This is a genomic window from Flavobacterium poyangense (assembly GCF_011751075.1).
GTDB lineage: Bacteria > Bacteroidota > Bacteroidia > Flavobacteriales > Flavobacteriaceae > Flavobacterium > Flavobacterium poyangense.
On sequence record NZ_JAALLN010000001.1, the window covers coordinates 397,310 to 409,994 of the forward strand.

At 32.9% G+C, this 12,685-nt stretch carries 8 protein-coding genes; 3 read left to right on the top strand and 5 right to left on the bottom strand.

Annotated elements, in window-relative coordinates; genetic code table 11:
* Positions 1 to 100 precede the first annotated feature (100 nt).
* A complete protein-coding gene (locus tag G3A47_RS01595) occupies positions 101 to 1,150 on the top strand; it encodes a restriction endonuclease (RefSeq protein WP_166919774.1) in 1,050 nt (349 codons plus the stop codon).
* A 119-nt stretch (positions 1,151 to 1,269) separates the two neighbouring features.
* Positions 1,270 to 2,409, top strand: coding sequence for a hypothetical protein (locus G3A47_RS01600; protein ID WP_166919776.1), 1,140 nt, complete (start codon positions 1,270 to 1,272; stop codon positions 2,407 to 2,409).
* 20 nt (positions 2,410 to 2,429) lie between these two features.
* On the opposite strand, the gene G3A47_RS01605 is transcribed toward G3A47_RS01600, so the two are convergent.
* Positions 2,430 to 2,663: a hypothetical protein gene (locus G3A47_RS01605; RefSeq protein ID WP_166919778.1), complete on the bottom strand. Its 234-nt coding sequence runs from the start codon at positions 2,661 to 2,663 to the stop codon at positions 2,430 to 2,432.
* Between the two features lie 228 nt (positions 2,664 to 2,891).
* On the opposite strand from G3A47_RS01605, the gene G3A47_RS01610 reads away from it, so the two are divergent.
* Positions 2,892 to 4,664, top strand: a complete 1,773-nt coding sequence (locus tag G3A47_RS01610; RefSeq protein ID WP_166919780.1) for a GmrSD restriction endonuclease domain-containing protein — start codon at positions 2,892 to 2,894, stop codon at positions 4,662 to 4,664.
* 257 nt (positions 4,665 to 4,921) lie between these two features.
* On the opposite strand, the gene G3A47_RS01615 is transcribed toward G3A47_RS01610, so the two are convergent.
* The 4 genes from G3A47_RS01615 to G3A47_RS01630 form a co-directional block, all read right to left on the bottom strand.
* Positions 4,922 to 7,861, bottom strand: a complete 2,940-nt coding sequence (locus tag G3A47_RS01615; RefSeq protein WP_166919782.1) for a hypothetical protein — start codon at positions 7,859 to 7,861, stop codon at positions 4,922 to 4,924.
* A 435-nt stretch (positions 7,862 to 8,296) separates the two neighbouring features.
* The gene (locus tag G3A47_RS01620; RefSeq protein WP_166919784.1) at positions 8,297 to 9,313 is read right to left on the bottom strand and encodes a 5'-methylthioadenosine/S-adenosylhomocysteine nucleosidase family protein; all 1,017 of its coding nucleotides are present in this window, start codon (positions 9,311 to 9,313) and stop codon (positions 8,297 to 8,299) included.
* Positions 9,313 to 11,844 carry a GAP1-N1 domain-containing protein gene (locus G3A47_RS01625; protein WP_166919786.1) on the bottom strand — a complete coding sequence of 844 codons (2,532 nt, stop codon included), beginning with the start codon at positions 11,842 to 11,844 and terminating at the stop codon, positions 9,313 to 9,315. Before G3A47_RS01625 ends, G3A47_RS01620 begins: the two co-directional genes overlap by 1 nt.
* Positions 11,834 to 12,685 (bottom strand): TRAFAC clade GTPase domain-containing protein, encoded by an 852-nt coding sequence (locus G3A47_RS01630; protein WP_166919788.1) that lies wholly within the window; start codon positions 12,683 to 12,685, stop codon positions 11,834 to 11,836. The genes G3A47_RS01625 and G3A47_RS01630 overlap by 11 nt, the downstream gene beginning before the upstream one ends.

The following is a 12,685-nucleotide window of genomic DNA, read 5'->3' on the forward strand; positions in this document are numbered from 1 at the left end:
ATAATAGTATTATTAATAAACTAAAAACAAAGAATCAAAGCTACTTTTTTTTACCCCAAATCCTCATTTACTCGTTATAACAATACACCAAATTCAATTTATGCCCATAGAAAAACATATCGATTTTAATCAATTAACCCCTGATCAGTTTGAAGAATTATGTTTTGAACTTATAATTAAAAATGGCTTTACATCCGTAGCATGGCGACAGGGTGGAGCCGATAATGGTAGAGATATAGAAGCAGATTTTTCCATTTCAAATAGACTGCTTGATACATTTAACGAAAAGTTCTTTTTTGAATGTAAGAGATATGAAAAAGGAGTTCCTCCTACTGAATTATATTCAAAAATAGCATGGGCTGATGCAGAAAAGCCTCAACATCTTGTATTTTTTATTTCCTCATATCTAACCAATAATGCGAGAGAATGGGTTGAAAAAATTAAGAAAGACCGATTTTATAAAATTCATGTAATAGAAGGAAAATCATTAATCAAAGTTCTTGCTCAGCACGATGACTTAGTTTTAAAATATTTTATAAAAGACAAGTTTATTAATCTTTTGGATGAAACTATAAGTAAGTGGAGTTTACATAACCTTATCCCGAATTTTTGGACCTACTATTACCTTTTAGAAAATCTCGACAAGGAATCTTTAACTACTAATCAGTTAGTTTATCTTTACGTGCTGTATTTTTCCAACTATTCTAAATTAGAGGAGCTTGAAAATGAAATTTATCATGGTATCATAATATCGGATCACATAAATGAACTAAGCCAATTACTAAAGAAAAAACATTCATGCGACCAATCGGTTTTAATTGGCGAATTTGATTTTGATATGCTAAGTGATGAAGGTTATCTACAAGCGGATGAGGAACGCAACCTAAAATTTAACTATGACTTTATTGCTGCTCAAGCTTCAACAAAAAAAACAGATGGAAAAAGTTATAAACTATGTTACTATTTATTTAGACGTTTATCACCAAATGAAAGCATTGAAATAATACTTCATCATACCTCGTCATTAGATTTTAAAATCCGATATTCCGACTGCTATACTTTTGAACAATATAAGGAAATTTTAAACTTAACCAATTTACGTAAACAATTTCGGGACGAAGTTTTGGAACTTAGCATCAATATGAAATAGAATCATCTTCTTAGTCTCTATAACTTATCTGAATTTCACTGTAAATCATGTCAAAACAGAAGACATGACTATAAAATTTTTATATTTAATTAACAGATTTTTAAAAACTGATTCAATAAATGTTATACGATTACGACAAAATAACTTTAGAAAAAATACAGGGTCTCCCTCAGGGATTTTATCTGAGTTATGATAAAGAAAAAAATGTTGTTCTTACGCTTAAAGTACTTCCAGGTGAAGTCTCATCTATTGTTAAAGGCATCCCTATCACTTTGTACTTAATTAAAAATGAAAAACTGATTACCTTATACATTCTTGACCATCCTGAAATGCCTTTCTTTTTCAAGGGTATGAAATTTAGTAGGCAAGATAATGAATACAAAAATTTTGAGGAAGTTGTAATTGACCTAATCAAAGCAGAAAGTTTCAAATTGGTAGTGATGAACGAAACACATTATCAAATTATAAACTCAAAAATCAGCAAAGAAAATTCAATCAATCTCTTTAAAGAATGGCTCAACAACAAAGAACAGGTATTTGAGATAGTATTGTCGGACAGTAGCTTCAGGACTGATAATAATCCCATGTACATTGATTCTTTTAAAAATCAAATATGGGATAATAACCTTATTGATAACAAGCCATATTTTAAATTTGATGAATATACAAAAGATGGAAAACACGGATATCATCAAGAATTTTCTTTAAGGAATATACTTTCTCAGTATTATGAGCCTAACAAAGAATTATTTCATTCTGTAAAAAAATCAACTGGAGAAGAATTTACAGATTTCGTTATAATATATGAAAAAACATTAGTTCTTATAGAGTCAAAATATACTGTAAGTACCAAGCAGACGATGTTTAACAAAGCCATAAGCAAAGCAGTAAAACAGCTTGATACGGCAGAAAAAACAGTATTAGATCATCCTGAATTAATCGATAATTCTGCTCTAAGCGAACAACTGCCAAATTTTGACACGCTATTAAAAATGTGCATTTTTTACAATGACGGAAGAGTTTTATCCAATGCTTTTAGTAACATCTCACAAAATCATGATCCGCAAGCCTTACCTCTCTTTATCACAATAAGCACATTCTATCAATTTGCATCTTATATACAAATACAAAATGAAAACTACAGATATCTTATAATTCAAAATTTGCTTAAAATCAGAGAAGAATATTTTAAAAAAAATAAAATTGTCATAATTGACTCCTTTGATATAAATACTGGAGCTATAGGTCTGCTAAGATAAATCTTTCGCAGTAAGTATTCTTAATTGAGTGTTTCGTAAATGAGCTCTTTATCTATTTCCCAAAGTCCACCTTTTGTGTGGCATAATATATCTAAATGTTCTTTTACATTTTCTTTAAGCGCTACAAAGCATAGTAAATGTGTAGGTCTTGAAAAACCAACATACATCATCTTTAATTTTTGTTTAGCGTTGGGGTCTTGACCATCCCTATATGAATGATTTTGATTTAGAAAGGGATATGTTGAAATTATCATGATAATAAAAATATTCTCCGAGTAGACTTAAACATTATCAAAAACACCTCAACAATTTTTATCAAAATATAATCAATCATATTTAGACCTGATTAAAGACAAAAACCATTCAATTAGAAAACTTACATCAATTACCAATTTATCAAATAATACTATCGTCAAGATTAGATAAATATTAACAAACCCAATAATAAAATAACTAAATTAGCAAATTTAAATTGATAATTTATGATTGAATCACCTAGAGGAATGACAATAATGGAGGCTTATGAATTGTATAGGAATAATAAACTATACATTAATAGGCGCTACCAAAGAAAACTCGTTTGGAGTCAGCAAGAAAAAAAAAATTTAGTAGAATCTATAATTTTACAATATCCAATACCATTAATTCTACTTGCTACACAAACTGATAGGTACGAAATAATTGATGGTATGCAAAGGTTAAATTCAATTTTTGGTTTTATTGAAAATCATTTTCCTGTATATATTGATGGAACTGATAAATATTTTAACATTCCTGACTTTACTTTCGCGCAATCACAAGTAAATAAAGGTATTGTTTTTCCAAAAAGTAATGTTCATACTTTAAGTCAAGAACAAGTTTCATCTTTCATACAATATCCTTTTCCTGTCACAATTTTTAAAACAGGTAGTACAGAAGAAATAAATGAAACATTCAGAAGAATAAACTCTACTGGACGAAAGCTCTCACCACAAGAAGTAAGACAAGCTGGAAATGTATCTAAATTTTCATTGCTGGTTAGAGAAATAGCTTCTGAGATTCGAGGAGATGCTTCTCGAGAAATACTTTTGCTTCAAGACATGCCAGAAATAAGTATTGATTCAAAATTATCAAAACATGAATATGGAATAAATGCAGAAGAAACATTTTGGTGTAGGCAAGGCGTTTTAAATGTTTCAGATTTAAAAGAGAGTGAAGATGAACAGGTAATTGCGGACATAATCTTATCAACTTCGTTAGGCACTCCCTTTCCTGCAAGTAGAGTGGCTTTTGATAATTATTACGGAAGTGGAAACATTGATAAATCAAAAGACATAGATATAAAAATAAATACACTTGGCGAGAAAAATGTTAGGGAAGAATTACTTATAGTCTTTTCTGAAATAGTTAACATGGTTGATTTTCATTTTGATGGCGAAAAACTAAAAAGTGTACTAAACCCAAATGCTGGTGGGAATCCTGTGAAGGAGGCATTTTATACTTTGTTTCTTGCATTTTATGATTTAATGATTAAAGAAAATAAAGCTCCTTTTGATCACAAAAAAATTAAATCTTCTCTAAAAAATTTACATTCTAAATTAGTTAAATCAAGAAATTACACAACTACTGAAGACAGAGGAAATAATATTAATATTTGTAAAGGACTAATTCAAGATTCATTCAAGAAAACTAGTACTACATTTAGAAGTACTACATCTTATATAATCGATTTTCAAGCATATATAATGAAATCTAAGTCTGAATCAGCAGTTTATGACTTTAAGCAAGGTTTCTATACTCTTAATCCAACTAAAAGAGAATTTGACGAAAAAAGTTTCAACAAAATACTTTGTAATATTTCTGCATTAGCAAATTTAGGTAAAGACAGAACGGGCTATTTATTTATAGGAGTAACAGACAAAGAAGCAGATACCTTACAAGTTGAAAAAATTGATAGATTAAAAAACCTCCCAAGATATCATGATTTTGGGGTAGTTGGACTAGAAAGAGAAGCTCTTTTAAAAGGTGTTTCTCTTGACCAATATATTAGTTATATAACAAGCAGAATAAGTGCTTCAAATTTGGAAGTGGGGCTGAAAATAAGAATTACCAAGGATTTAACACCAATAACTTACCATGGTCAAACAATTTTGATGATTAAAGTCACTACAGGTTCAGAACCAGTATATTTTGATGAAAAATTATATCAAAGAGAAGGAGCAAATTGTGTTGAAGTAATTGGCTCAAAACAAAAAGAGATTTTCAAATTGTTCTAATATAAGTATTCTGTTTGTAAAAACTATACTTTTTAAGTTTCTGTACTGATTGGTACCCCGAAAAATATGACTTTACAAAGTATTGAATTTATTGAAACGAGGATAAAAAAGAGAGTAACTCTTTCTGTTCCGCATTAAATATAAAAATCATTAAATCTTACGATTTAATGATTTTTTGCTTTTTTGATTGAGTGTACAAGTCGATTTAGCTTTTCCATCAGATTATGGAACGCTAATGAAGATGTCATAAAAAGTTATCAAACTTCACTTGCAGTAGCATAAAAATCAAATATTAGTTTGACTTTTCTAACCCGTCTTAAATCTACTTGAGGATTTACATCCTTATTAATAGACAATCGCCAATTTGCGAATGGGCTCACGAGTGTGTATTTTTTATTGGAATCTTCAAAAGTACCAGTAATATTATTTCTGTAACTTTCAAGGTCATACTGGTCATCTTGGTGTTCATCATATTTATAATCAAGTAAAATGGGGACTTTATCATGACAAAAATCATGTTTTTTCCCCCTACGGGAAATTATTAAGGAATTTCCTAAGTGTTCCAATTTCATGGAAACAGCATTTCCTTTATTTCGTATTCCATCCAGGTAAACTCTCACATTACGAATCCTGATTTCGGCAAAATCCCCTTTAAGATCATCTTCAGGCAATAATGAAAAGTTTAGAACATGTCCTGTTTCATCGCCTTTAATAAAATCGGTAAACATTAAAGGATACCTTTTAATATCAATTATAACCTCCTTATTCAGATAAGGGTTGAGACCATTGCTAAGGGCATTTTCATTTTCTATATCATCTATAGTAGAATTTATCAAATTACTTTGAAGGGTTGCTATAGATGCATCAAAATATTGCATTTCGTTATGTTTAAGGCTATAAAACTCCATTGATCTCGTAAACAGGTACAATAGGTTTATTATTTGTTTTTTAACGCTATAGTATTGGTTGACCATAAGCAACTGCAATTCTCCGGGTGCCTGTTTGGCGGCGTTTACTATAAGGGGATCCGAAAGTTTCTGCAAATCTATTTCTACTAGCGTTATGTCGCTTTTTAATTTGTCTAATTCATGGATACTACTACTATACTCTAAACGTTTTTTATTCCTGTTATTAATAACGTTTATATACTGACGCATTTCTGCTTTATAGGCTCTTGCTTCAGGCATATCAATATATTTGTTAATAGTTTTTTCAAAGTCTTCATATTCCATTTCTATAAGAGAAGTTGTCAGGGAAGCATCATTTTTGGCTTTGGCAAAAAAGTCACCTATCTTGTCTTCCACCCGTTCTAATGCATTAGCTGCATTGCCAAAACTTGTACTTGCTTCCTTGGCAATCTTACCCACTTCCTTAACAACTCCCCACTGTTCTTTTAGTGTGTCAGCAGTCTCGCTAAGCTTATTGTAAGTTTGTATGGCTCCTACAGTAGCGCCAATTCCCGCCCCAAAACTTGAAACGGCAACACCCACTGAAACAATGATCTGGGCACAGCTTATAACCTCTTTAAATCCGCATTTTTTTTTATTCCTTTCCTTTAGAGCATCCTTGAATCTTTTTTCAGCTCTTTCAAGCTGTATAACCCTTTTGTCTATATCAAGATTCAATCCTTTTATCTCATCCTGAAGTGCATAAAATGTGTAATTATATTTGTTCTGGTAATTCGTTTTTAAGATGCTTAGACCTTGCATTATCGAACTTTGAGATTGCTGGATGGATTGCACTTCTGCGTCAGCCAACGTTTGCTGATTGTAAAATTTGAATACTGTGCTTTCAAAACTGACTGCTAATGTAATTAGCTGATTTATTTCGCGTTTTAAATAATCCTTCCTTAGTCTGGGAACATAATTAGCGGACCTAGCCCAGAAATTCAATCCGAGATTGATTTGTGACTGATATACCTTTGCCCGATTTACAATAACATCTGATTCTGTAATGTCGGCAAAAGTAAAATTGCAAAGCGAAAAATACAGTCTGTTAACAGGATTGTCTAGTAAAGATGTATTCACCCTGCTTACTACATTAAAAAGTTCAACCGCCTTGGCTAAATCAGAATTTAAATAAAAGCTTTCGGCTTTCAATAATAATAATTTTGTATAGCTGGTAGTAAGCTGGTTTGATATTTCTTTTATAACAGCAAAACTTTGACTTACGCTACCTGTAATACCTGCTACACCTTCCGCACCGTTGCCTCCAGTATCTCCAATACTCCCCTGAGCCCCCGATTGAGCTCTGTTGTTCGAGAGCCTCCAGCTTTCTGAGCCAGAACCATGAGGCCCTCCTCCTGAACCTCTCCATGACCCATATTTACCTCCGGCTCCGCCTGCTCCTCCGGTTCCGCCTATGCCACCTTTTCCACCAGCTCCACCTTTTCCCCCTATTGATAAAATTTCAACAAAGTCATGAATTATTGGATCTTGTTCAACATAGTCTAAGTAATAGCGAGTAATATTAATGTCATTCCCTTTTCCACCGGCACCACCACTTGCACCATTTCCTCCATTTCCTCCTTTTTGACCTACGCCTCCTGCTTGAGGCTGACCATCAGTTTTGGCATTTGCTCCTACAACACCGACAGCTCCAGTATAACCATCTCCTCCATCTTCACCCTTACCACCATCTCCTCCTAGTGAATATAGTTTTATCTTATTAGCAGATGTTGCAACCGAATAAGTTAAACTAACCTTACCGGCGTCTCCACCATCAACAAAAACTTTTCTTGTAGTATCAATTTCATTGTTTCCAGCTTCACCATGCTGACCAATTTGTTGTGCATTAGGAGCTTTAGCTACATTTTCACCACTTTTACCACGTGATACTATGATGGTATCCCTAACTGCTTTTATACTATAGCAGAAAATAGAAATGTTACGTCCATCAAGGACTTCTATATCATCTTCAATTATTAATTCGTGACACAGAATATGGATGTTCTTTTTGAAATTTTTCAAAAATCCATTCTTAACCGTGTAACTATAGGCCTGAATTAGAATATCATTTTCTCCATGCACTATCAATATAGGGTCGCCAAACATTATGTCAAAGACTTTATCTTTGGACTGATTTTTAATCGTATCCTCCGAAAAGTTTTTTAAATTGAAAAGCATTATATCGGGTAAGAAGGCTACACTTCCCAAAACAATACTAGAGTTTTTAATGAAATGGCGACGTGATGACATATATATAAAGTTAAATTATAACATTTAAATCTTCAAGATAGATATTATTACTAACAGGCAATTTAACACCTTATAAATGATATCAAAATACCTATTAATAGGTATTTTATAATAATGCCCTAATAAGTCATATTTTCGAGTTTTACTTTTGCATTACTAATTTTTTTACATCAAGAAATGGAATTTACTTTTACAGACTACTTAGTGAAAAACAAATAACGGCATGGTCATTAAAAGACTTTTTTAAACTTGACTTCACTATACCTGCCTAAACAAATTCCATCCACTTTTTGCTTGGATATGCAAAAGCTTTTCATACTAATTCTCAACGCGAATAAAATTGACTATAATAATTTAAAAAATTAATAACATTGTATGAATCAAATTGCAAACAGCATTCATAATATCTGCTGTGTGCAATTTCAATTTAAACGGCTAAAAAAGATCCGTAATAAGCTGAGGATAATCACTTTTAATTTCATTTATCAAAGAAGCAGAGGAAATATTTTTTCCACCTCCTCCAAGAGAAAGTTTCTCAATTGCGCTATACCATTGTGATCGTCGACTTGAACTATTAATTATAATAGAAACATCACCACCAGCGCGTTTCCAAATATCGTCTTGCTCTGGACCTTGTGGATAGAGTTTCACCAACTCGTCAACGAATTTCTTTTTGAAATCTTCCGAGTCTGTACTTTTTTCAAGCTTGTTGTAAATTTTTAGAGCATCTATCATTTCGAATGTAAATGCTGCAGCATTGGCAGCTGCAACCGGTTGTGACCCGGCGGCGTCAGATTCTTCCTTATTTTCAATTAAATCTGAAATACCGCGAACTTCAATACCATGAGCTTGAAATGGTCTAGCAGCGATTAAATATCCATTTCCTTCCATATCTACTGCTGCTGCATCGCTACAATAGCGCTTAATGTAATTGAAAGTTGTGGCACGGGTTGAAGAAACCACTTTTTCACCTGCGGCAATTGGGAGTACAAAAGAATTTGGTTTATTATCTTCAGTAAGTTTATCAGTCCATTTACCTTCTCTTTTTACATGTTTTGCAAGCTGCTCTAAGATATAGGAAGAAGGCACAGTATCAAACCTCGGCTTAAACTCCTCATCGTCTTTGCCGACTTCAAAACCTATCACTTTAGAGGACGCAACTACATCTCCAAGAGCTACATCTTTTATACCTCCGGCAATACCCACAAAGAAAGTATAATCAGGATTAAAATATTCTATAGCCCTGCCAGTTTCATCGGCAGCGCGAACATTACCTGCACCGGTTTCAACCAGCAAAACCGAAAAAACTTTATCACCAGAAATATATTTTCCAGAATTATATATAGATCCAGTTGAAGGATGCGTTTCAACTTGTACATTACTTATGTATTTTTTAACTGCTTCAAATTCCAATCCTAAAGCCGTCATTATAAGTATTTTATTTTTTTCCATTATTTAAAGTATTTTTTTAATTCCATCAATTCATAATTTTGAGGATAATCCTCCAACATTATTTTCAACAAAGATCCTGCAGAAAGATTTACTCCGCCACCGCCATTTCTTAATAGTGAAATACCATATTTCCAATTTTCCTCACGTGATTTTTGATTTATAAATTTACTAATGTCGCCACCAGCTCTTTTCCATATGTCACCATGTTCCGGACCTTGAGGATACATGGCAACAGCCTTTTTCAAAATTTCAGAATAAACAGCATCTTCTGATACTTGCCAACCAAATAAGTGTCCGCTTGTAAACATTTCATAAATGCTTAAACTTAAAATAGCTTTACAATTGTTTAGTGCAATCAAATATTGTTTATTATGTTTAGCTTTTTCGAAAATCTGGCGGGCAGACCTTGCAAATCCCTTCTCAAAAACAACGCTTCCTAATTTAGAGGATTCAAGTTCTGTTAAATTTTCTTTATAATAACAGATGTAGTCGGAAAGGTGTGTGTCTTTTAGCCCCTCTATACTAAAAAAAGCAACCAGAACAGCACTCATATTAGATCTGTTTTCACTTAAAAAATTAGTAATAAAATCATCACTAGAAATAATAGCTGATATTTCGCTTTCCAATTTATAAGTAGTTAATACACCTTCTAAAATTTTTTCCATGCAACCAATTGCCGTTGCTTTCTGAAATGTTTTAAGATAAGGTACCGGAAGGTTATTCCATATATTGTGTCGATTTTCATATCCTGATAGATCTGAGAATTTACTTTCTGAAAAAAGTAATAGTATAAGATCTGGAATCGCAATTCCTTTCTTGATCAGGTTGACAACTTTTCCCAGAATAGAACTCAATTTTTCTACTCCGTATGCCAAATTTTTAGTTGTTTTTAAGCTTTCAGACCAAATTTTCAACCATACAGAATGACCTGCATCTAATTCTTTTAATAAATTTGGTTTTATTAGTGCCCTGTCTGCATATTCTTTAATCAGCAAATCATCCGCTACATCAAGAGCTAAAGTCAGGAGCTCAGCATCACTTAATTTCTTTAATAGCAAATTGGAACCTTCAAATAAAGTTGAGTGGGCATTTCTTTCATATTCGATCTGCATCTTTGTTGCTTCTGCTGCGCTTAAATAGTGCAACAGTAAATGGGCATGCAAAAGAAACCAGTTTTTATCACGAATACTAAGTGCAATTTTTTCTGCAGTTTTACTATTAATTGACTTAGGCATACATTCAATAAATACCTTTTCAATATCTTTATCTGCGGCAATAAACGACAATAGCTTAACCATAGAACTTTCCGGTTTAAGAAAAATTTTCCATGCATTGATGCTGCTTACAGATTTTATTTTATTAAAAACTGCAGAAAAGCCGTTCAGTACGGCGTTACGCCACCATTCGCTTTTGTGTTCATCTGTAAGCTTAAGAAGTTCATCCATAGAATCACATTGAAAATCGTTTTCACTATGGAATGCCTTATTGATAAATTTTTCTATTGCACTGCCGATACTATTTTTACCCTCAGAGAATCCATCCAAAACCAAATTACTCAAACTTTTAATATTACTATTTTGATCCAATGAAATCACATCGGAAAACTTGCTAATAATTTTATTTTTTATCACTCGGCCTGATGAAGATTCAGGTGATAATTTTGCAACATTCCTTACCAATAATCTAATTTCATCTTGAGATAGATCTAGATCAATTCTCTGGTAAAGCTGAAATGTCTTTACTGCAAGTCTCACTGTAGACCAATCGGACAATTGAATAGACAAATCATTGATAAACTCCTCAAATAAATTATCCGCATTTTTACAAAACACAAATTTTTCTATTTCAGACTCTATCTTTACATTTTGCAATTGCTCATCGTCAATAAATGCAGAGTTTCTGAGAATTGGTTTTAAGTTTTCCTGAAAATAAATTATTGTTTTTGTGGTGTCCAATGATGATGGAGAAAAACCGGCAGTAAAAGAAAAATTCTTTCGTAATTCCAAAGGCAGGCCTGGCCAGATTGCACCAAGAGCTTCTTCAAAAGAAGAGAGTCTACCGCAAAAAACAACCGGTTGGGTATCTGCAATAATGTTATTTAGAATCTTTTGTATATAAAGCGGAACAAACTCTTGTATTTCATTAGTTTTATCTATTGATGGGGCAAACGTAATTAGATCTAATTCCCTTTGATTTGAAATAGCTCCAACAAAATATTTCAGTACATCCCTAAAATCTTTTAAATAGGCTATATCGCTTAACTCCACAATAAGGACATGGGTAAACACCATCCCACCACGTGCAGCCGTAGGGTCAGGAAATGTCTTGGTAAAAATGTATTTACTACCAAATCTAATTCCCGATAGATAAGGCTCCATAACCATACCTGCAGCTAGGGCACCTGGCCTATCAGTAAAGGCAGTTAAAAATGAATTTAGGTCACTATCCCTAAAAGTCGATGCAATGCATCCATGGGATTTTCCAATATCCCCATAATATGCTTGTCCTATATTAAAGTTTTTAGTGTCCAATGAATGATGCAATTGATAATGTTAAATCAGATTCTTTCCTCCCCTCGGGTGTTACTATGTATCCAAATTTTTCAGGCCCTTTTTTTACAAAATCTCTATCCGCTTCTTTTCTATCCAAGCTTTTTTCTGTTGAAGATAGTCCTATTACATCAAGATACTCATCAATCCAGGTCTGCGTTAGGTAACTGTAAAAAGATGGTAGTTTTTCTTGAAGCAGTCCACTTGGCAATCGGTCGCCTACATGTGCTTCTAACAAATCCCAACAGGATAAAACGACCGTCAATTTCGGACTAGCAATCCTTTGCAGAGAAGCTGTTTTTTTTGCATAAAGCAGCATTTGCATTAATTCTGTAAAATACGCTGCATCAGATAGCTTAAGAGTAGTCACTTCTTCATTTCGCTTGGCAAGAACTTCTAGATCCGGAATTCCACGATTTATGATGTCTTCAAGTGGAAGTATTTCGTCCAATCTAATAAACAACATCCATGAATCACTTTTTTCAATTTGATCTTTCCATACTTTTGTAATACGCCTATCATTAACTATTGCCTTGACTTGCTCTCCTCCATAATCCGGAAAATTAAATGTTATATGTTTTCCCGTTTTGTCCTCAATTTGAAGCTCAAGTGTTTCATTTGAATTAACATTTGTATGGTCAGCTGCTTTACCATCATTTAGGCATTCAAGGACTTCTTTGAAAATGCTTAAATTCTCGGGAGGTGAAACAATTTTATAAAAACTTTCACGAGTTAGAAGTCTGCCGTAAAGCTGGCCCCCGAAATGTGTCTTACCAACATTTGGACCTCCAATTATCAATATATTATTTTTATTTTCTGACAT

What these genes read in the sequence shown, in the direction of transcription:
- G3A47_RS01610 (WP_166919780.1), top strand. Translation starts at nt 2,892, where the DNA reads ATGATTGAATCACCTAGAGGAATGACAATAATGGAGGCTTATGAATTG.
- G3A47_RS01600 (WP_166919776.1), top strand. Translation starts at nt 1,270, where the DNA reads ATGTTATACGATTACGACAAAATAACTTTAGAAAAAATACAGGGTCTC.
- G3A47_RS01615 (WP_166919782.1), bottom strand. Translation starts at nt 7,861, where the DNA reads ATGTCATCACGTCGCCATTTCATTAAAAACTCTAGTATTGTTTTGGGA.
- G3A47_RS01605 (WP_166919778.1), bottom strand. Translation starts at nt 2,663, where the DNA reads ATGATAATTTCAACATATCCCTTTCTAAATCAAAATCATTCATATAGG.
- G3A47_RS01630 (WP_166919788.1), bottom strand. Translation starts at nt 12,685, where the DNA reads ATGTCAGAAAATAAAAATAATATATTGATAATTGGAGGTCCAAATGTT.
- G3A47_RS01595 (WP_166919774.1), top strand. Translation starts at nt 101, where the DNA reads ATGCCCATAGAAAAACATATCGATTTTAATCAATTAACCCCTGATCAG.
- G3A47_RS01620 (WP_166919784.1), bottom strand. Translation starts at nt 9,313, where the DNA reads ATGGAAAAAAATAAAATACTTATAATGACGGCTTTAGGATTGGAATTT.